Source organism: Pseudomonas sp. HD6422, assembly GCF_025377065.1.
Classification (GTDB): Bacteria; Pseudomonadota; Gammaproteobacteria; order Pseudomonadales; family Pseudomonadaceae; genus Aquipseudomonas; species Aquipseudomonas putida_U.
The window spans coordinates 13,931-33,516 of the sequence record NZ_JAHWIW010000029.1; the positions used below are offsets into that span (position 1 = coordinate 13,931).

Below are 19,586 nucleotides of genomic sequence, written 5' to 3' on the forward strand. Positions count from 1 at the left end.
ATCCAGGTCAGCTTGGACTGTTTTTACCAGCCTTTTCGCGGGCAAGCCCGCTCCTACAGACAATCATCGTTCCTGTAGCAGCGGGCTTGCCCGCGAAGGGGTCAGGCCTGCCTTACTCGGCCTTGGCCGGTTCCGCCTGATGCGACAGGCTGTACACGTAAGCGGCCAGCAAGTGCACCTTGTCGTTGCCCTGCAATTGTTCCTGGGCCGGCATCTGTCCCTGGCGGCCATAACGGATGGTCTGTTGCAGCTGGGCGAAGCTCGACCCGTAGATGAACGCCTGCGGGTGAGTCAGGTTCGGTGCCCCCATCGCCGGAGTACCTTTGCCTTCGGGCCCGTGGCAGGCCACGCAGTTGGCGGCGAAGATCTTCTGGCCGTTCTCGACATCGGCCTTGGCACCTTCAGGCAGGCTGCGGTTGTCGAGCTTGCTGATGACGAAGGCGGCGACGTCGGCCACACCCTGCTCGCCGATCACTTCGGCCCAGGCCGGCATCACGCCATGGCGACCGCCCATGATGGTGGTCTTGATGGTTTCCGGCTCGCCGCCCCAGCGCCAGTCATTGTCGGTCAGGTTGGGGAAGCCATAGGCGCCCTTGGCGTCGGAGCCGTGGCACACCGAGCAGTTGGAGGCGAACAGGCGACCGCCCATCTTCAGTGCTTGCGGGTCCTTGGCCACTTCCTCGATGGGCATGGCGGCGAACTTGGCGAAGATCGGTCCGAAACGGGCGTCGGCCTTGGCCATTTCCTTTTCCCACTCATGCACGCCGGTCCAGCCTGGCTGGCCGTTGGAGAACTCGGTCTGCTTGTCGTTATCCAGGTAGCTGTAGCCCGGCAGCATGCCTTTCCAGTTACCCAGGCCCGGGTACAGCACCAGGTAGCCGAGGGCGAAGATGATGGTGCCGACGAACAGCCAGAACCACCAGCGGGGCAGGGGGTTGTCGTATTCCTCGATGCCATCGAAGGCATGCCCGACGGTTTCGTCGGTGACCTCGTCGCGCTGGCCCTTGCGGGTCGACAGCAGCAGCCAGGTCAGCGAGAAGATGGTGCCCAGGGTCAGGACGGTGACGTACAGACTCCAGAAGGTTGTCATTGTTGTTTGCTCCCAGAAGCGTTTGCTTGCGCTTGCTCGACGTGGCGGGTGGCCTCGGGGTCATCGGCGAACGGTAGCTGGGTCGCTTCGTCGAAGTCCTTCTTACGCCGTGGGTTGAACACCCACAGCGCCAGGCCCACGAAAGCCACCATCACCAGGACGGTGCCCAGGCCGCGAATCATCCCGATATCCATCAGCGTCACCGTTTGCTCTTGATGATGGTGCCAAGACCCTGCAGGTACGCGACCAGGGCGTCCATCTCGGTCTTTCCCTTGACCGCGTCGCGGGCGCCGGCGATGTCCTCGTCGGTGTAGGGCACGCCGAGGGTGCGCAGGACTTCCATCTTCTTCGCGGTGTCCTTGCCGTCGAGCTTGTTCTCTACCAACCAGGGGTAGGACGGCATCTTCGACTCCGGAACCACGTTGCGGGGGTTGTACAGGTGCGCGCGGTGCCAGTCGTCAGAATAGCGACCGCCGACCCGTGCCAGGTCCGGACCGGTGCGCTTGGAACCCCACAGGAACGGGTGATCCCAGACGCTCTCGCCGGCCACCGAGTAGTGGCCGTAGCGCTCGGTCTCGGCGCGGAACGGGCGAATCATCTGCGAGTGGCAACCGACGCAGCCCTCGCGGATGTAGATGTCACGCCCTTCGAGTTCAAGGGCCGGGCGCGGCTTCATGCCTTCGACCGGTTTGTTGGTGACGTCCTGGAAAAACAACGGGACGATCTGGGTAAGGCCACCGACGCTGACGGCGATGACCATGAAGAAGGCCAGCAGGCCGATGTTCTTCTCGACGGCTTCATGCTTCATCAGTGCGCTCCCACGACGACGATCTTGGCGGCTTCCTCGGCTTGCGCCGGATTGGCGGCACGCACGGTACGCAGCACGTTGTAGGCCATCAGCAGCATGCCGGAGGCGAAGAACGCACCGCCCAGGGCACGGACGATGTAGCCGGGGTGGCTGGCCTGCAGGGCTTCGACGAAGGAGTAGGTGAGCGTGCCGTCATCGTTGATGGCGCGCCACATCAGGCCTTGGGTGATACCGTTGACCCACATCGAGGCGATGTACAGCACGGTGCCGATGGTGGCGAGCCAGAAATGCGCGTTGATCAGGCCGACACTGTGCATCTGCGCGCGGCCATACAGGCGCGGGATCATGTGGTAGACGGCGCCGATGGAGATCATCGCCACCCAGCCGAGAGCACCGGCATGCACGTGGCCGATGGTCCAGTCGGTATAGTGCGACAGCGAGTTGACGGTCTTGATCGCCATCATCGGGCCTTCGAAGGTGGACATGCCGTAGAACGCCAGCGACACCACCAGGAAGCGCAGGATGGGGTCGGTACGCAGTTTGTGCCAGGCACCGGAGAGGGTCATCATGCCGTTGATCATGCCGCCCCAGCTCGGCGCCAGGAGGATGATCGACATCACCATGCCCAGCGACTGCGCCCAGTCCGGCAGGGCGGTGTAGTGCAGGTGGTGCGGGCCGGCCCAGATGTACAAGGTGATCAGCGCCCAGAAGTGAACAATCGACAGGCGATAGGAGTAGATCGGCCGTTCGGCCTGCTTGGGCACGAAGTAGTACATCATCCCCAGGAAACCGGTGGTGAGGAAGAAGCCCACGGCATTATGGCCGTACCACCACTGGATCATCGCGTCGGTGGCCCCGGAGTAAGCCGAGTAGGACTTGAACAGGCTCACCGGCAACGAGATGTGGTTGACGATGTGAAGCATCGCGGTGACTACGATGAAGGCACCGTAGAACCAGTTGCCGACATAGATATGCTTGGTCTTGCGCTTGACGATGGTGCCGAAGAACACCAAGGCGTAGGTGACCCAGACGATGGCCAGGAGAATCGCCAGTGGCCATTCCAGCTCGGCGTATTCCTTGGTGGTGGTGTAGCCCATCGGCAGGGTGATCAGCGCACCGACGATCACCGCCTGCCAACCCCAGAAGGTGAAGGCGGCCATGCTGTCGGAGATCAGCCGGGTCTGGCAGGTTCGCTGCACCACGTAGTAGCTGGTGCCGAACAGCGCGCAACCACCGAAGGCGAAAATCACCAGGTTGGTGTGCAGCGGGCGCAGGCGACCGAAGCTGGTCCATGGCAGGTCCAGGTTGAGCTGGGGCCAGACCAGTTGCGAGGCGATGTAGACGCCCAGGCCCATGCCCAGGATCCCCCAGACCACCGTCATGATGGCGAACTGGCGGACGACCCTATAGTTGTAAGCGGTCGGACTGATTACAGTGCTCATTCTAAGGTTCCACGGTTTTGGTATTCTTGTTGGTTGGGACTTGGCGAGTGTACACAAATAAACGGTTGTAATGTGTACCGTTTTTCGCCTTTTTCTGATCGATCGGTCAAGCTTTTTCTGCCGGCGACGTCAGGCCCTGCGTCGCGTCTGCTTCGCCCATTGGAAGCGCAGTCGCTGTGGCAACAAGCTTAGTTCCGTTCGGAGGGGGTGCAAGGAGGGAGGTGCTGCGGGAGGGATGGGGCCGCAAGGCGCAGCCCCTGGTTTGTTGCAGGACAGATTATTCGGCGGTGACGGCACCTTGCGACAGGCTGTACACATAAGCGGCCAGCAGGTGCACCTTGTCGTTACCCTGGATCTCGGCCTGAGCCGGCATCTGCCCCTGGCGACCGTAGCGAATGGTCTGTTGCAACTGAGCAAAGCTCGAGCCGTAGATGAACGCCTGGGGGTGGGTCAGGTCCGGTGCGCCCATGGCCGGCGTGCCCTTGCCTTCGGGGCCATGGCAGGCCACGCAATTGGCGGCGAACAGTTTCTCGCCGTTCGCTGCGTCTGCCTTGGCACCTTCGGGCAAGGGGCGGTCATCGAGCTTGCTGAGCACGAACGCGGCGACATCGGCCACGCCCTGCTCGCCGATCACTTCGGCCCAGGCCGGCATCACCCCATGGCGACCATTCATGATCGAGGCTTTGATGGTCTCGGGTTCGCCACCCCAGCGCCAGTCGTGGTCGGTCAAGTTGGGGAAACCGTAGGCGCCCTTGGCGTCGGAGCCATGGCACACCGAGCAGTTGGAGGCGAACAGGCGGCTGCCCATCTTCAGCGCCTGTGGGTCCTTGGCCACTTCCTCCACAGGCATCGCGGCGTACTTGGCGAAGATCGGCCCGAACTTGGCGTCGGCCTTGGCCATTTCCTTTTGCCACTCGTTGGCGCCGGTCCAGCCGTTCTCGTAGCCCGGAAGGATGCCTTTCCAGTTGCCCAAGCCTGGGTACAGCACCAGGTAACCGGCGCCGAACACCAGGGTGCCGACGAACAGCCAGAACCACCAGCGCGGCAGTGGGTTGTCGTACTCCTCGATGCCATCGAAGCTGTGGCCCATGGTCTGGTCGGTGGTGCTGTTGCTCTGGCCCTTGCGGGTCGACAGCAGCAGCCAGGCCAGGCCGATCAGGCTGCCGATGGTCAGCACGCTGATATAGGTACTCCAGAAGGTGGTCATTGCCGATTCTTCCTCATGGCAGGTTCTTGCCCGGCGGGGGGCAGGCGGTCGTCGACGAAGGGCAGTAGGCGTGCTTCGGCGAAGTCATGATCGCGGCGGCGGTTGAAGACCCACAGCGTCAGGCCGATGAAGGCGACCAGCACCACCAGGGTGCCCAGCCCGCGGATCATGCCGATGTCCAGTTCCATCGCATTCACCTCTTGTTCTTGATGGCGGTGCCCAGCACCTGCAGGTAGGCGACCAGGGCATCCATTTCGGTCTTGCCCTTGACCGCGTCGCGGGCGCCGGCGATGTCCTCGTCGGTATAAGGCACGCCGAGGGTGCGCAGGGTACGCATCTTGGTGTCGGTATGACTGTTGTCGACCTGTTGCGCGACCAACCACGGGTAGGACGGCATCTTCGACTCCGGCACCACGTTGCGCGGGTTGTACAGGTGGGCGCGGTGCCAGTCGTCTGAGTAGCGGCCACCGACCCGGGCCAGGTCCGGGCCGGTGCGCTTGGAGCCCCACAGGAACGGGTGGTCCCAGACGCTTTCACCGGCAACCGAGTAGTGGCCGTAGCGCTCGGTCTCGGCGCGGAACGGGCGGATCATCTGCGAGTGGCAACCGACGCAGCCCTCGCGGATGTAAATGTCGCGGCCTTCGAGCTGCAGGGCGGTATAGGGCTTCATGCCTTCGACCGGCTTGTTGGTGACGTCCTGGAAGAACAGCGGGACGATCTGGGTCAAACCGCCGATGCTCACGGCAAACACCATCAGCAGGGCCAGCAGGCCGACGTTTTTCTCGATGACTTCATGTTTCATCAGGCACTTCTCCTCAAGCCGGCTGGGCAGTGGCGGTGGTGTCCAGGGCGACCGGTGCACGCACCGTGCGCCAGGTGTTCCAGGCCATCAGGAACATGCCGCCGAGGAAGATCGCGCCGCCTACGAAGCGCACCACGAAGCCTGGGTGGCTGGCCACCAGGGTTTCCACGAACGAGTAGGTGAGCGTGCCGTCGCTGTTCACCGCGCGCCACATCAGGCCCTGGGCGATGCCGTTGACCCACATCGAGGCGATGTACAACACAGTGCCGATGGTGGCGAGCCAAAAGTGCGCGTTGATCAGCCCGATGCTGTACATGCGCTCCTTGCCGAACACCTTGGGAATGGTGTGGTACAGCGCGCCGATGGAGATCATCGCCACCCAGCCGAGGGCGCCGGCGTGTACGTGGCCGATGGTCCAGTCGGTGTAGTGCGAAAGGGCGTTGACCGTCTTGATGGCCATCATCGGGCCTTCGAAGGTGGACATGCCGTAGAACGCCAGCGAGACCACCAGGAAGCGCAGGATCGGGTCGCTGCGCAGTTTGTGCCAGGCGCCGGACAGGGTCATCATGCCGTTGATCATGCCGCCCCAGCTCGGTGCCAGGAGGATCAGCGACATCACCATGCCCAGCGACTGCGCCCAATCGGGCAGTGCGGTGTAGTGCAGGTGGTGCGGACCGGCCCAGATGTACAGGGTGATCAGTGCCCAGAAGTGGACGATCGACAGGCGATAGGAGTACACCGGGCGCTCTGCCTGCTTGGGCACGTAGTAGTACATCATCCCCAGGAAGCCCGCGGTGAGGAAGAAGCCCACGGCGTTGTGGCCGTACCACCACTGCACCATGGCATCGGTGGCGCCGGCATACAGCGAGTACGACTTGGTCAGACTGACCGGCAGCTCCAGGTTGTTGACCACGTGCAGCATGGCCACGGTGAGGATGAACGCACCGAAGAACCAGTTGCCGACATAGATGTGCTTGGTGGTGCGTTTCATCAGTGTGCCGAAGAACACGATGGCGTAGCTCACCCAGACGATGGTGATCAGGATGTCGATCGGCCATTCCAGTTCGGCGTATTCCTTCGAGCTGGTGTAGCCCAGCGGCAGGGTGATGGCCGCGAGCAGGATCACCAGTTGCCAGCCCCAGAACGTGAACGCGGCCAGACCCGGTGCGAACAGGGTGGTCTGGCAGGTGCGTTGCACCGAATAATAGGAGGTGGCGAACAGCGCGCAGCCGCCGAAGGCGAAGATCACCGCATTGGTATGCAGCGGTCGCAGGCGGCCGAAGCTGGTCCAGGGGAGGTCGAAGTTGAGTGCGGGCCAGGCCAGTTGGGCGGCGATGAAAACGCCGAGCCCCATCCCGACGATTCCCCACACCACCGTCATGATGGCGAATTGGCGGACCACCTTGTAGTTATAGGCGGTACTGCTGGTTGTGTTCATGTATGGGTTTCCATCCACGGTTGTTTTGGCAGGCGTTACAGCGAGGCAAGCATGATTAATGGGCAAAGTGCCGGTATTGACGGGGATCAATGGGCGCAAGTCGGAAATGTCCCAGGCTTGCGCTGCGATGCGCCGCAGGTTCACGCGCATGGCAATGCGCCGTGCCTGATCCTGGCACATGGCGCGGGGGCGCCGATGGACAGCGAGTTCATGGAGGACATGGCGCGAAGGCTGACGCAACAAGGCGTTGCGGTTGTTCGCTTCGAGTTCCCGTACATGGCCGAGCGGCGTTGCGCAGGCGGCAAGCGCCCGCCCAATCCGCAGAAGGTGTTGCTCGAGCACTGGCGCGAGGTGTACCGCCAGGTGCGACCCCTGGTCGCAGGGCGCCTGGCGATCGGTGGCAAGTCGATGGGCGGGCGCATGGCCAGTCTGTTGGCGGACGAACTTGGCGCCGATGCACTGGTGTGCCTGGGCTATCCGTTCTATGCCGTGGGCAAGCCGGAGAAACCTCGGGTCGAGCACTTGGCGGCATTGCGTACGCCAACCTTGATCGTGCAGGGAGAGCGCGATGCGTTGGGTAATCGTGAGGCGGTGCAGGGGTATACGCTGTCACCTGCGATCGAGGTGAACTGGCTGGCGGCGGCGGACCATGATTTGAAGCCGCTGAAGGCTTCGGGATTCAGCCATGCGCAGCATTTGCAGGCGGCGGCTGAGAGGGTGGCGGGGTTCCTGACAGTCTGATACTGGCTTCTTCGCGGGACTAGCCCGCTCCTACAGGATCTTCACAGCAGTCCGAGCCGCGCCGGTCCTGTGGGAGCGGGCTAGTCCCGCGAAGAGGCCGGGACAGGCTACCGCTTAGTCGCGGTACTCGCACAGATAGGCGGTGTCAACGGCCACTTTCAGCTGGAACTTGCTGTCGGCCGGGACGTTGAACTGGCTGCCGGCTTTGAAGGTTTCCCAATTGTCGCTGCCTGGCAGCTTCACGGTCAGGGCGCCGGAAACCACGTGCATGATTTCGCGCTTGGCGGTACCGAACTCGTATTCACCCGGGGCCATCACACCGACAGTGGCCGGACCTTCTTCGCCCGCGAATGCGATCGACTTGACGGTGCCGTTGAAGTACTCGTTGACCTGGAACATGGGCGACTCCTGAACAGGGGATGAAAAAGGCTGGCCAGTATGCCCAAGGCCATGGGAGCCGTCATCTGCTTTCAGGTGTCACCGACTTCGAATGCGGGCAGGCACAACGGCAGCAGTCGCGCGGTGTTGCGCGCATCCTCCAGAGCGCGGTGCTGTTGCCCGCAAAACTGCATGCCGGCCAGTTGCAAGGCGCCATTGAGTCCTGCCGGTCGTTGCAGGTGGCGGGCCTTGGCAAAGCGTTGCTTGAGATTGATGTGCGCCACGCTGCGCAGCAGGCTGTCGACCTTGTGCCGCTGCCATTCCTGCACGAGTTGCTGGCGGTCGTAGTCACCCCAGCTGACCCAGGCGTGCAGCTGCCCCTGGTGGTGACCGAGCCAGCGCTCGAAGCAGGCCGATACCGTGACGAAGTCGTCGGCAGTATCGACATCCGCCTGACTGATGTGGGTCAGCTCGCGGCAGAACGGCGTCAATTGCGGTCGCCGGCGTGGCCGCACGAAACGCTGGAAGTGCTCGACTTCACGGCCTTCGCGCGTCACCAGGCTGGCGCCGATTTCAATGATTTCCATCTCCGTCACCGGCCAGCCACCCTCGTCGGTGGTGGCTTCCAGATCGATCACCAACCAATGGCCCATACCCGGCTCCCATGCAGATCCTGCTAGAGCGTAGCCAAATCCCGGCGCCACGACATCCCTGTGGCAGATTGCCGCTATTTTGGCCTATCCAGCAGTTGTGCCCGCCTGGGAAAACGCCTAGCTTAATCGCACCCTGGCATGAACCGTGATGAGTGTCCGTCTTGACTCCAGCGCCCGGCCTCAAGGCCTTGTCCACCCTGTTGATGCTGGCAGCTGCATGGCTGGCGGCACCGGCCTGGGCCGCCGAGACGATCGAGGTCAAGGTCGGTGCCGCGCATTTCCCACCCTACACCGTGCGACCCGAACAGGGCGCCGATACCGGCCTGCTACCGCAGTTGATCGACGCACTCAATACCTTGCAGGTCGACTACCGGTTCGTTCTTGTCCCCACGTCCATCCAGCGACGCTTCGGTGATTTCCAGCAGGGGCGTACCGACATGGCGATTTTCGAAAACCCGCAATGGGGCTGGCAGCAGATTGCGCACCAGAGCGTCGACATGGGGCTGGAAGATGCGGAAGTGTTCGTGGCCAGGCAGCGCGAAGGTCGTGACCAGCATTACTTCGATGACCTGCACGGCAAACGCTTGGCCCTGTTCAACGGTTACCACTACGCCTTCGCCAACTTCAATGCCGACCCGGCCTATTTGCGCCAGACCTTCGGCGCGACCCTGACCTATTCCCACGACAGCAACCTGTTGATGGTCCAGGCCGGACGGGCCGACATCGCTTTGGTCACCCGCTCCTACCTGAGCGACTTCATGACGCGTAACCCCGGCAGCCTCAATCAGTTGCTGACCTCCGAGCGCGTCGACCAGGTCTATCACCATTACGCGTTGCTGCGCCCCGGTGGCCCCATCAGCGCCAAGGCCTTTGCCGAACTGCTGCGCAACCTGCGCGACACTGGCCAGCTGGCGCGGATCTTCCAACCCTACCGCATCAGCGTGCAGGCTCCGGTCGACTAAATTCCCTTGGCATGGCCACGTTTTCCAAGTGAATCCATCTTTTTCCTGACCTGTGAGCCATGACCATGCCGTTCGATGCCGCTTCGCAGCCCCTGTCCGCGCCCCGCTGGCATGACCTGGGTGCCGATGAGACTGACCGCCAGCTAAGCCTCACCCTCGAAGGTCGACCTTTGATACAGGTCCGCCTGCAGCCCGGCGACCCCTTGCTCGTCCAACTCGTCAGTCTCTGCCCCGAGCGACCCCATCAGGCCCTGTGGGCAGCCTGCTATTGGTTGCTTGCCCGCGACCCGCAACGCCAACGCCTGGCCTGGCGTCTGCCAGAGGGCGCAGGGCAGGCCGTGTTTACCCAGGCACTGCTCAGCGGATTGTTACAGCAAAGCGAAACGCCCGAGGTGTTTCTGTGCGAACGCACGATGTTCTGGCAATTGCCGCAGCCTTGGCTGGGCGACTCGACCAGCGGTGTGTATCCGCAGCAGATGCAGATCAGCAACGGCAAGCGTCATCCCCGGCGTGCGCCTAAGCCGGTGGGCGAGGTGTACCGCCGTTTCGATGCCCGACTGGGCAGTTGGGTGTCGTTGCGCACCTTGGAGATCGACCGTGACCTGGAGCGCTTCAACCGTTGGCAGAACAATCCGCGCGTGGAGCAGTTCTGGCAGGAGGGGGGCTCGCTTGAGCAGCACCGTGAGTACCTCGACAAGCTCGCGGCCGATCCGCACACCCTGACCTTGATCGGCTGTTTCGATGACCAGCCGTTCGCCTATTTCGAGGCGTATTGGGCCAAGGAGGACCGCATCGCGCCGTTCTACGGGGCCGACGACTACGACCGCGGCATCCACATGCTGGTGGGGGAGGAGTCGCACCGTGGGCCGCATAAAGTGGCCAGTTGGCTGTCGGCGTTGGTGCACTATCTGTTCCTCGACGACCCGCGTACCCAGCGGGTGGTGGCCGAGCCACGGGCGGACAATGGCAAGATGATCGGTTACATGCACGACCAGTGCTTCCATTGCGACAAGGAGTTCGACTTCCCACACAAACGCGCGGCGTTGATGATCCTTGGACGAGAGCGCTTCTTCGACCGTTGCACGCTGGTCTAGCGACAGTGGCTGGCGGGCCGCGCGCAGGCCCGCCGCCAGACAAGCGGTTCAGCCCTGGCGGCTGGCCGTCTTGCGGCAATGCACCAGGGCATCGCGGATCATGAAGTTGACCAGGGTCGGGGAGACGCCGAGTTCCTTGGCGATGTCCTTCTGCGGCACGCCGTGCAGGCGGTACATCTCGAAGGCATAGCGGGTGCGTTGGGGCAGGTCGTCGAGGGCGTCGGCGATGTGTTCCAGGGCCGCCAGGTTGATATGGGTGGTCTCCGGCGATGCGTTCTGGATCACCACGTTCAGCCCCTCTTCTTCACTGCCTGAGTATTTCAGCTCCATCGCCTGCTTGCGATAGTGGTCGATCGCCAGGTTGCGCACGATCTGGAACAGGTAGCTGAGCTGGGCCTTGAACGACGAGGTGATCTGCGGCGCGGCGCCAAGCCGGAAGAACGCATCCTGGACCACATCCTCGGCGCGGGACCGGCAGCCGGTGATCCGTGCCGCGATCTTGACGAGGATGTTGCGGTTGTCGACGAACGCTTGCAGCAACGGTGAATCGCACTTACTTGTGGATAGTTGTTCCGCCATGGAAATCACCTAGTCTCTGGTAGGAAAGGGAGCACCCTCGACAGGGAAGCTTCCTACGACGAGCGACAAACTAGGCAATATGATAATGATTGTCAAATGCGAAAAGTAATGAATGTCTATTCGTTTCGGCTCTAAGCGCGGCGAGCTGGCGCCCCGAAGCCGGGGCGCCCCGTTCGATCAGCGTTTGCCGAGAATCCTGCCCAATACCTCAGGTTGCGGCGCCCCTTGCTGGGTTTGCAGGTTGCCGTTCTCATCCTGATAGAAAATCGCCGGAGTGGCCTGCAAGCCCAGCTCCTCGAGCAACGCCATGTTGCCTGCGAGCTTTGCCTGGACGGCTGGCGGTATCTCGTTCAGCGCCTTGAGGGTGCTGGCCTTGCCAGCTTTTTCGTGCTGCTGCAGCGCCTTGGCTGGATCCTTCGCCGCCAGCAGTGCTGCCGACTTGCCGGGGCTGTCCTCGCGAATGATGCCGACCATGATATGGCGAAGCTGCACCTTGCCCGACTCGACCCAGGGCCGCGCCTGCTCCCAGAACATGTTGCAGTAGGGGCAGTTCGGATCGCTGAACAGGTACACCACCCGCGGTGCATCGGCCTTGCCATCGGCGATCCAGGCGGCCTTTTCCATTTTTGCCCAGATAGCCTTGCTCATCGGCGCGTATACCAGTTTCTGCAACGGCTCGGCACTCAGGTCGCGGCCTTGCTCGTCGAACAAGCTCCCGACCAGCACGTGCTTGCCGTTGGGCGTCAGGTAGAACGCGATGCCGTTGTTGCGGTACTCGGCGGCGTAGCCGCGCAAGCCATCGGGGGCATCGAAGCTGCCTTTGATCACGGCGCCTTTGGCCTGCAGTTGCTGGATCGCCTTGGGCAGTTCTTCGGCCTGCAGGGGCGGTGCGGCCAGCGCAGCCAGGGTCAGGGGGAGCAGTGCAGTGAGTCGCATGTCAGTTTCCTTGTACGGCAGGGGCGGGCGCTGCGGCCCGTTCGAAAGGTTCCAGGGCATGGCGCAGGCTGCCCCGGGAGAGTTCGCCCAGGTGACTGCCGATCAGCCGCCCGTTGGCGTCGTAGAACAATGTGGTGGGCAAGGCCATCGAGCCGACGCGCTGAGCCAGTTGGCCGCTGCCGTCGAACAGCACATGGCTCAGGCTCAGGCCAGTGGTGGCGAGGAAGGTGCTGACGGTTTCCGGGGTCTCGCCTTGGTTGACGAACACGAAGCGCACGTGCGGATACTCGCCCTGGGCTTTCTGCAGCACCGGCATTTCCCGCCGACAGGGTGGGCACCAGCTGGCCCAGATATTGATGACCAGCGGCTGGCCACGGTACGTCTGCAGCGCCACCGGCTGTCCGCTGGCCGTGCGCAGGCTCAGGTCGGGTAGTTCGGTACCTTTGCTGTACAGGTGGCTTCCCAGGCTCGTCAGGCCCCAGAACAATGCACCGCTGAACAGCGCCCAGCCTAGCGATCGGCGCAGGCCCGGTTGGCGCCAGCCCTGCCACGCGGCGCCCAGCACCAGCCCGGCCAAGCCCGGCCAGAGCAGGAAGCCGCCGTCGCGGATGTCGATGATTTGCAGCGGCTCATCACGGTACATCGGCCAATAGGCCACCACGAAGCCCAGGCGGGCGCACGCCAAGCCGATCAGGAACAGGTTGAACAGCGCCGACTCGGGACTTTCGCCACCACGTCGGGCGACCCACCAGCCGACCAGGCAGGCGATGCCCAGGGCACTCAACAGCAGTAGATGGTTGAGGGCCATGGTCAAGGGGCCCAAGGTTACCGTCAGCATCAGCCCTGGCTCCGCGTCTGAGTCCAATGGTCGAGGAAAGACCGTGCATCCACCTCCCCGGTGATGCGTCGGGCCCGTCGCTCTTCACCCTGCGGATCGATCCACAGGATGCTGGGCGGCCCAGGGACCTGGTAGCGTTGCAGCAGTTCGCGGCTGGCCGGGGCATCGGCGGTCACGTCCAGGCGCAGCAGACGCACCCCGGCGAGGCTGGCCTGGACATCGGGTCGGGCGAACACGTTCTTTTCCATCACCTTGCAGGCCACGCACCAATCGGCATAGTAGTCGAGCATCACCCACTGGCCCTGGGCCTTGGCTTCGTCCAATTGGCGTTGCAGGTCCTGCGGCTGGCTGACAGTGACGAAGTGGTCTTCGCGCTGTTGCAGCGCCGCCGGTGCCGTTCCGGCGAACGGGCGCAACGGTTGCCAGAGGTCGTCGCCCCCAGCAGCGGCGCCGACCAGTAGCAGGCCGCCCCAGAGCGCGCCGAGCAGTGGCACCGCACGCAGCGCGGGCAGGCGCTGCAAGGCTGGCCAGGTGGCCCAACCCAGGGCGATCAACCAGGCGCCGCTCAAGGCCAGCAGCAGGGGGGCGTCGAGCAGGCTGCGCACGGTATACAAGGCCATGGCCAGGAACACGAAGCCAAACACGCCCTTGACGCGGTTCATCCAGGCACCGGGGCGGGGCAGGTAGCGGTTGCCCAGGGTCACCAGCAACAGCAGCGGTACGCCCATGCCCAGGCCCAGGCTGAACAGCACCAACGCGCCTTGCAGCACATCGCCGCTTTGCGCGATGTACAGCAAGGCGCCGGCCAGCGGTGCGGTCATGCACGGCCCCAACAGCAACCCGGAGAGTGCCCCGAGCAGCGCTGCGCCATAGACGTTGCCGCCGCGAGTACCTTGTCCGGCGCGGTCCAGCCGGTCGCGCAGGGCAGCTGGCAATTGCAGTTCGAAAGCGCCGAACATCGGCAGCGCGAGCACCACGAACAACGCCGCCAGGCTAGCCAGCAACCAGGGCTGCTGCAGCCAGGCTTGCAGGCTGGCGCCCAGCAGCGCGGCGATCACCCCGAGGCCGGCATAGACCAGCGCCATGCTCAGCACGTAGACCCCGGCCAGCAGCCAGCCGCGGCGGGCACTGGCACCGTTGCCAAGCACCAGGCCGGCGAGAATCGGCAACATCGGCAGCGAGCAAGGGGTGAATGCCAGCAGCAGGCCGAGACCGAAGAAGGCCAGCAGGCTCCAGGCCAGGCTGGCCTGTTGCAGGTCGCCGGCCAGGGCCTGGTCGCTGGCTTGTTCGCCGGCTGGGGCGACGGGCGCCGCGGCACTGCCGTCCAGGTCGATCACCGTGGTCTGCGGTGGATAGCACAGCCCGGCATCGGCGCAACCCTGCCAACCCAGGCGCAATTGGCCCTTGGCGTCGGCCGGTATCAGCAGTTCGAGCTGGTCACGATACACCGCGCTGTCGCCGAAGAACTCGTCGTGGTGGTTGAGCGCCGCTGGCAACGGCGGACGCTGCGCTTCGGTCAGCCCATCGAACTTCAAGCGCTTCTGGTAGAGGTAGTAGCCCGGCTTGATCTGGAAGTACAGGCGCATCTGGCCATCGGCCTGGCGGTCGTGGTTGAGCACGAAGGCTTCCTGGACCGGCAGGAAATCGGGTTTGACATCGAATGGATTGGCCTGCAGCGGGCCGGCCAGGAGGAAAGTCAGAAAGAGTAGGATGACGCGCATGTCTTCGCCTTGGCAGAGCTGTAAGTGTGGCCATCCTGGCCGTCGCCGATTAACCCAAGGTTAACCCGGTCTGACAGCCGTGGCGCAGGCGGTGTAGGGCCCGCTGGCGACCGCTACCCGGTGGCTGCGACAAAGGTTCATAATCCCCCCTTAATCCGCCCATAGTGCAATGCCCCTCACCTCATCCTGGGAGCTTTCACCATGCACGTTCTGCTCTGCGAGGACGACGACCTGATCGCCAGCGGTATCTGCGCCGGCCTCACTGCCCAGGGCTTGACCGTGGACCGGGTGGCCACGGCCGCCAGCGCGCGGGCCATGCTTCAGGCCGCGCAATTCGATGTGATGATCCTCGACCTGGGCTTGCCCGACGAGGATGGCCTGAAGCTGCTGCGCCGCCTGCGCCAGCAGGGCGAGTCCTTGCCTGTTCTGGTGCTCACTGCCCGCGACGCGGTCACCGACCGGGTCGATGGTTTGCAGGCCGGTGCCGACGACTACCTGCTCAAACCGTTCGACCTGCGTGAACTGGCTGCGCGTCTGCATACGCTGTTGCGCCGGGTGGCTGGACGAGCGGTGAATGTCATCGAACATGGACCGTTGCAGTACGACCCCAGTAGCTGCGAAGCGACCTTGGCCGGTCAGCCGGTCGACCTGTCGCGACGGGAACAGGCCTTGCTCCAGGCACTGTTGCAGAACCCGGGCCGGGTGCTCTCCAGCGAACAGCTCAAGGATTGCGTCTATGGCTTTGGCGACGAGGTGGAGAGCAACGCCCTGAACGTCCATATTCACCACCTGCGACGCAAGCTCGGCAACGGTATCGTCGAGACTGTGCGGGGCCTGGGCTACCGCCTTGGCCCAGCCCAGGCCCCGGGGCAGGTGGCCCCATGAGCCTGCGTGTGCGCCTGAGCCTGATCCTCGGCAGCGCCTTCGTGATCATCTGGGTGCTGACGGCGGCCTGGATGCTGCGCGACCTGCGCCAGCAGATGATGTTTTCCCTCGATCAGCGTCTGGTGGCGTCGGCACGCATGGTCGCCGGCCTCATCGACCAGCTGCCGCAACCGCTGGCAGCCAAAGGTGAGGATGCGCATTTTTCCGCCGACCAGTTCAGCGTGCCGGATGGCATGGCTTGCCAGGTCAGTTCGCTGCGCGGCGAGATTCTCGCCAGTAACCACAAGCATGATGGCGCCATGGACGACGAGCGCAGTGGCTTCCGTGACCAGACCATCGACGGTGCATCCTGGCGGACTTTCACCTTCAATCATGGTGATGTGCGTATCACCACGGCCGATCGCCACCAGGAGCGCGAAGCGCTGAACCAGTCGATCCTGCTGGCGGCCTCGGCGCCGGTGCTGATGGCACTGCTGGGTAGCCTCGGTATGCTCTGGATCGGTCTGGGCAAAGGCCTGGAGCCGCTCAATCGCATGCGCGATGCGTTGCGTCGCCGGCGTGCCGATAGCGTCGAGCCATTGCAGGTGACCGGCCTGCCCAGCGAACTGCAACCGCTGCTGGAGACGCAGAACCAACTGTTCTTGCGCATCGCCCAGACCCTAGAGCGCGAGCGGCGCCTGACCGACGACGCCGCCCACGAGCTGCGCAGCCCGTTGACCGCGATCAAGACGCACCTGCAGGTGGCCCGCATGACCGACGGCAGTGTCCGCGAGCAGGCTCTGGAACATGCCGAGCAAGGTGCCGATCGCATGCACCGGACCTTGGAGCAATTGCTCATGCTGGCCCGGGTCGAGGGTAGCCTGTCGTTCGAGGATGGCGTGCAATGCAGCGCCGAGCAGGTGGTGCGCCAGGCGGTCGAGGATGCTGGCGGTGGCGATAATCGGCGAATCGTCTTGCACCTGCCCGAGCAAGCAGCGCGTATCTACCTGAGCATGCCGGCACCGCTGGCGGTGGCGGCGCTGCGCAATCTGCTCGACAACGCCTTGCGCCATGGTGGCGACAGTGCGGTGGAACTCGATGTGCAGATGGCCGATGGGCAGGTCGGGTTCGTGGTTCGCGATCATGGGCCTGGCATTGCCGAAGCGGATCTGCAGCACCTGACCGAGCGTTTCTGGCGCCATGGTCAGAGCAGCGGTTGCGGGCTGGGGCTGGCGATCGTGCAGGCTATCGTCCAGCGCTGTGCCGGCAGTTTGCGTTTCGAGAGCCAGGGTGACGGCCTGAGGGTGCTGTTGCAGATGCCAGCTCGCTCGGCCAGCTGAGCGCAGGGCGCTGTCGGGGGAGCGGTTGCTGAGAATCATTATAATTTGTAAGATTGCACGCTGATATCACTCAGTCCCGCAACCCTGCACACCGACGTCGGGCAGGGCGACGCCAGGTGCCATCGTGGAACATTACTATCGCGAATTGGTGAGTTTTCTCTCGTCGCGCCTGGGTAGCCGCCAGGCGGCCGAGGATGTTGCCCATGATGCCTACCTGAGAGTGCTGGAGCGTACCGACAGCCAGCAGATCGAGCACCCGCGGGCGTTTCTGTACCGCACTGCGCTCAACCTGGTGGTCGATCGGCACCGCCGACACCAGGTTCGTCAGGCCGAATCTCTCGATGTGCTCGATCTCGACGAGCAATGGCATGGCCCAGCATTGACCCTCGACATGCAGCGCGATCAGCGACTGGCCTTGATGCAGAAGGCCCTCGATGAACTCAGTGGCGCGTGCCGCGACTGCTTTCTGCTGCGCAAGCTCGATGGCCTGTCGCACCAGCAGATCGCCGACCGCTTGGGTATTTCCCGCAGCCTGGTGGAAAAGCACATCGTCAATGCCATGAAGCACTGCCGCTTGCGTATGCGCCAGTGGGAGTCGTGAAACACGTTACGAACGCGAAGCGAAAATTAGTCTGCCAACAACTTGCGTTCTGCCTGTTTGACGACAACTATCAATGAAGACCCCACCGGAGACTGCCGGTCGGTAGCCTGCACGGGCGCAGTTCAGGTCAAGGAGTTTCGCTCATACCCACTGCCCAGGCCCGATCATGACGAACAAATCGTTGCGCATCCTCATAGCCGAAGAACACCCGGACCAGTGCCTGCAACTGGAGAAGATGCTCAATCGGCTGGGCTATTACCGCATCGCCCCCGTGGCCAGTTTCGAGGAGTTGCAGCGCCTGGTGCATTGCGCCCTGCAACCGTTCAACCTGCTGCTTGGCAGCATCGAACTGGGTAACCATGCCGGTGTCGACATGGCACGTTTCTGCCGGGTCAACACACAGATCCAGCATGCCTTGCTGTATCGCCCGCAGCATGTGACGGTCCCGGCCGTGCCGCCTGGGCAGCGCCAGGCGGTGAACGTTAGCCTGCCGCAGGTGCCGGATAACGAAGCCCTGGCGTCGTTCATGGCGATCATCGATGCACCACTGCTGATCGGCACGCTCGAACTGCCGCCCGCGGTCTCTGGGCGGGCGGGACATCTGCATTCGGCAGCGCGCCTGGGTCAGACGGTATTCCACCGCTAAGACGAGTCCATTGGCCAAAGGGCCGACGGCATTTGCTATCCTCTGGGCCTTTGCCGATCTTGCGGACCCTGCCATGCCTGTCATCGATACCGCCCGCCAGCCCCGGTTCAGCCGCGGCGACCACCGGACCTTGGGTCTGGCGGCCCTGGGCGGTGCCCTGGAAATCTATGATTTCATCATCTTCGTTTTCTTCGCCCTGACGCTCAGCCAGCTGTTCTTTCCGCCACAGATGCCGGAGTGGCTGCGTCTGCTGCAGAGCTTCGGGATCTTCGTCACCGGCTACCTGGCAAGACCGCTGGGTGGCATCCTCATGGCCCATTTCGCTGACCACCTGGGACGCAAGCGCGTCTTCAGCCTGAGCATCCTGATGATGGCGCTGCCGTGCCTGTTGATCGGGCTGATGCCCACCTATGCCGACATCGGATATGCCGCGCCGCTGATCCTGCTGGCCCTGCGTATCCTGCAGGGTGCTGCGGTCGGCGGCGAGGTCCCCAGCGCCTGGACCTTCGTTGCCGAGCATGCTCCGCCCGGTCGGCGCGGTTATGCCCTGGGCTTCCTGCAGGCGGGGCTGACCTTCGGTTACCTGCTGGGGGCGTTGACGGCGACCTTGCTGGCGCAAGTCTTCACGGCGCAGGAGATCCTCGACTACGCCTGGCGCTACCCCTTCCTGCTGGGCGGCGTGTTCGGCGTGATCGGCGTGTGGCTGCGCCGCTGGTTGAGCGAGACGCCGGTGTTCCTGGCGCTGCGTGAACGTCAGGAACGGCCGGTGGCCTTCCCGTTGCGCCAGGTGCTGGGCGAGCATCGTCAGGCGCTGATTCCCGCAGCCCTGCTGACCTGCGTGCTGACGTCGGCGGTGGTGGTGCTGGTGGTGATCACACCGACGGTGATGCAGCAACGCTTCGGCATGAGCGCCGGACATACCTTTGCCCTGAGCAGCGTCGGTATCGTGTTCCTCAATATCGGCTGCGTGCTCGCCGGGCTGCTGGTCGATCGCGTGGGCGCCTGGCGAGCGCTCATGCTCTACAGCGTGCTGCTGCCTATGGGCATCGGTGCGCTCTACGCAAGTCTGGTCGGACAGTGGGGCGCGACTTGGCTAGCCTACGCACTGGCCGGCCTGTCCTGCGGTGTGGTGGGGGTGGTGCCGTCGGTCATGGTTGGCTTGTTCCCGGCGCAGATCCGGGTGTCGGGGATCTCGTTCACTTACAATGTGGCCTATGCGTTGTGGGCCAGTACCACGCCGCTGGCGCTGATTGCCTTGATGCCTTGGAGTCCTTGGGTGTGCGTCGGCTTCTGTTTGATCATGGGGGCGGTCGGATTGTTGACGGCCTGGTACTTCGGGCGCCGTGAGTCGCTGGCATTCGGCGCCGAGCCGATGTCGATCATGTGCGTTGAAAAATAGGGGTAGGGCTCAGCTTGGCGATTGCTGGGGAGCGTAGATCGAGCGCT

The 19,586-nt window shown here is 63.6% G+C and carries 22 protein-coding genes; 8 read left to right on the forward strand and 14 right to left on the reverse strand.

The annotated features are described in order from the left end of the window. Positions 1 to 112: 112 nt before the first annotated feature. The 8 genes from ccoP (KY379_RS20100) to ccoN (KY379_RS20135) all read right to left on the reverse strand — a co-directional run bounded on the left by ccoP (KY379_RS20100) (position 113) and on the right by ccoN (KY379_RS20135) (position 6,787). On the reverse strand, positions 113 to 1,090 hold the full coding sequence (gene ccoP / locus KY379_RS20100; protein ID WP_133331508.1) for a cytochrome-c oxidase, cbb3-type subunit III: 978 nt from the start codon (positions 1,088 to 1,090) through the stop codon (positions 113 to 115). Beyond that, on the reverse strand, positions 1,087 to 1,284 hold the full coding sequence (locus KY379_RS20105; RefSeq protein ID WP_133331578.1) for a cbb3-type cytochrome oxidase subunit 3: 198 nt from the start codon (positions 1,282 to 1,284) through the stop codon (positions 1,087 to 1,089). Before KY379_RS20105 ends, ccoP (KY379_RS20100) begins: the two co-directional genes overlap by 4 nt. Before the next feature lie 5 nt (positions 1,285 to 1,289). Next, complete coding sequence (gene ccoO, locus KY379_RS20110; RefSeq protein ID WP_133331506.1) at positions 1,290 to 1,898, reverse strand: cytochrome-c oxidase, cbb3-type subunit II; 609 nt, start codon at positions 1,896 to 1,898, stop codon at positions 1,290 to 1,292. After that, entirely contained in the window at positions 1,898 to 3,340 is a 1,443-nt protein-coding gene (gene ccoN, locus KY379_RS20115) for a cytochrome-c oxidase, cbb3-type subunit I (protein WP_133331504.1), read from the reverse strand. Before ccoN (KY379_RS20115) ends, ccoO (KY379_RS20110) begins: the two co-directional genes overlap by 1 nt. A 277-nt stretch (positions 3,341 to 3,617) precedes the next feature. After that, entirely contained in the window at positions 3,618 to 4,547 is a 930-nt protein-coding gene (gene ccoP, locus KY379_RS20120) for a cytochrome-c oxidase, cbb3-type subunit III (RefSeq protein ID WP_196172624.1), read from the reverse strand. Further along, the gene (locus KY379_RS20125) at positions 4,544 to 4,735 is read right to left on the reverse strand and encodes a cbb3-type cytochrome oxidase subunit 3 (protein WP_133331500.1); all 192 of its coding nucleotides are present in this window, start codon (positions 4,733 to 4,735) and stop codon (positions 4,544 to 4,546) included. The genes ccoP (KY379_RS20120) and KY379_RS20125 overlap by 4 nt, the downstream gene beginning before the upstream one ends. A gap of 5 nt (positions 4,736 to 4,740) precedes the next feature. Then, on the reverse strand, positions 4,741 to 5,349 hold the full coding sequence (ccoO, locus tag KY379_RS20130) for a cytochrome-c oxidase, cbb3-type subunit II (RefSeq protein WP_023381403.1): 609 nt from the start codon (positions 5,347 to 5,349) through the stop codon (positions 4,741 to 4,743). Between the two features lie 13 nt (positions 5,350 to 5,362). After that, positions 5,363 to 6,787 carry a cytochrome-c oxidase, cbb3-type subunit I gene (ccoN, locus tag KY379_RS20135; RefSeq protein ID WP_133331498.1) on the reverse strand — a complete coding sequence of 475 codons (1,425 nt, stop codon included), beginning with the start codon at positions 6,785 to 6,787 and terminating at the stop codon, positions 5,363 to 5,365. Positions 6,788 to 6,838: 51 nt separating this feature from the next. Between ccoN (KY379_RS20135) and KY379_RS20140 the strand changes: the two genes are divergently transcribed. Then, positions 6,839 to 7,528, forward strand: a complete 690-nt coding sequence (locus tag KY379_RS20140; RefSeq protein WP_261241215.1) for an alpha/beta family hydrolase — start codon at positions 6,839 to 6,841, stop codon at positions 7,526 to 7,528. 114 nt (positions 7,529 to 7,642) lie between these two features. On the opposite strand, the gene KY379_RS20145 is transcribed toward KY379_RS20140, so the two are convergent. Together KY379_RS20145 and KY379_RS20150 are read right to left on the reverse strand one after the other, a co-directional pair. After that, positions 7,643 to 7,927 carry a pyrimidine/purine nucleoside phosphorylase gene (locus tag KY379_RS20145; RefSeq protein WP_133331494.1) on the reverse strand — a complete coding sequence of 95 codons (285 nt, stop codon included), beginning with the start codon at positions 7,925 to 7,927 and terminating at the stop codon, positions 7,643 to 7,645. Positions 7,928 to 7,998: 71 nt separating this feature from the next. After that, complete coding sequence (locus KY379_RS20150; RefSeq protein ID WP_196172626.1) at positions 7,999 to 8,559, reverse strand: exonuclease domain-containing protein; 561 nt, start codon at positions 8,557 to 8,559, stop codon at positions 7,999 to 8,001. Between the two features lie 161 nt (positions 8,560 to 8,720). Here KY379_RS20150 and KY379_RS20155 point away from each other — a divergent pair, with 161 nt between their 5' ends. Beyond that, on the forward strand, positions 8,721 to 9,521 hold the full coding sequence (locus KY379_RS20155; protein WP_196172658.1) for a substrate-binding periplasmic protein: 801 nt from the start codon (positions 8,721 to 8,723) through the stop codon (positions 9,519 to 9,521). Between the two features lie 65 nt (positions 9,522 to 9,586). Further along, positions 9,587 to 10,615, forward strand: a complete 1,029-nt coding sequence (locus KY379_RS20160) for a GNAT family N-acetyltransferase (protein ID WP_133331576.1) — start codon at positions 9,587 to 9,589, stop codon at positions 10,613 to 10,615. A 48-nt stretch (positions 10,616 to 10,663) separates the two neighbouring features. Here KY379_RS20160 and KY379_RS20165 read toward each other — a convergent pair whose 3' ends face one another. The 4 genes from KY379_RS20165 to dsbD form a co-directional block, all read right to left on the reverse strand. After that, a complete protein-coding gene (locus tag KY379_RS20165; protein WP_133331490.1) occupies positions 10,664 to 11,194 on the reverse strand; it encodes an RNA polymerase factor sigma-70 in 531 nt (176 codons plus the stop codon). Between the two features lie 177 nt (positions 11,195 to 11,371). Beyond that, positions 11,372 to 12,130 carry a thiol:disulfide interchange protein DsbG gene (gene dsbG, locus KY379_RS20170; RefSeq protein WP_133331488.1) on the reverse strand — a complete coding sequence of 253 codons (759 nt, stop codon included), beginning with the start codon at positions 12,128 to 12,130 and terminating at the stop codon, positions 11,372 to 11,374. A 1-nt stretch (position 12,131) separates the two neighbouring features. Next, positions 12,132 to 12,968 carry a TlpA family protein disulfide reductase gene (locus KY379_RS20175; protein WP_133331485.1) on the reverse strand — a complete coding sequence of 279 codons (837 nt, stop codon included), beginning with the start codon at positions 12,966 to 12,968 and terminating at the stop codon, positions 12,132 to 12,134. Then, on the reverse strand, positions 12,968 to 14,689 hold the full coding sequence (dsbD, locus tag KY379_RS20180) for a protein-disulfide reductase DsbD (protein WP_261241212.1): 1,722 nt from the start codon (positions 14,687 to 14,689) through the stop codon (positions 12,968 to 12,970). Before dsbD ends, KY379_RS20175 begins: the two co-directional genes overlap by 1 nt. A gap of 201 nt (positions 14,690 to 14,890) precedes the next feature. Between dsbD and KY379_RS20185 the strand changes: the two genes are divergently transcribed. From KY379_RS20185 to KY379_RS20205, 5 genes are all read left to right on the forward strand, one after another. Then, positions 14,891 to 15,574, forward strand: a complete 684-nt coding sequence (locus KY379_RS20185; protein WP_133331481.1) for a response regulator transcription factor — start codon at positions 14,891 to 14,893, stop codon at positions 15,572 to 15,574. Then, a complete protein-coding gene (locus KY379_RS20190; protein ID WP_261241211.1) occupies positions 15,571 to 16,893 on the forward strand; it encodes an ATP-binding protein in 1,323 nt (440 codons plus the stop codon). The genes KY379_RS20185 and KY379_RS20190 overlap by 4 nt, the downstream gene beginning before the upstream one ends. A 124-nt stretch (positions 16,894 to 17,017) precedes the next feature. Further along, a complete protein-coding gene (locus KY379_RS20195; RefSeq protein WP_133331477.1) occupies positions 17,018 to 17,494 on the forward strand; it encodes a sigma-70 family RNA polymerase sigma factor in 477 nt (158 codons plus the stop codon). A 166-nt stretch (positions 17,495 to 17,660) separates the two neighbouring features. Further along, the gene (locus KY379_RS20200; protein ID WP_133331475.1) at positions 17,661 to 18,140 is read left to right on the forward strand and encodes a histidine kinase; all 480 of its coding nucleotides are present in this window, start codon (positions 17,661 to 17,663) and stop codon (positions 18,138 to 18,140) included. A 73-nt stretch (positions 18,141 to 18,213) separates the two neighbouring features. After that, the gene (locus KY379_RS20205; protein WP_261241207.1) at positions 18,214 to 19,539 is read left to right on the forward strand and encodes an MFS transporter; all 1,326 of its coding nucleotides are present in this window, start codon (positions 18,214 to 18,216) and stop codon (positions 19,537 to 19,539) included. Positions 19,540 to 19,586 lie beyond the last annotated feature (47 nt).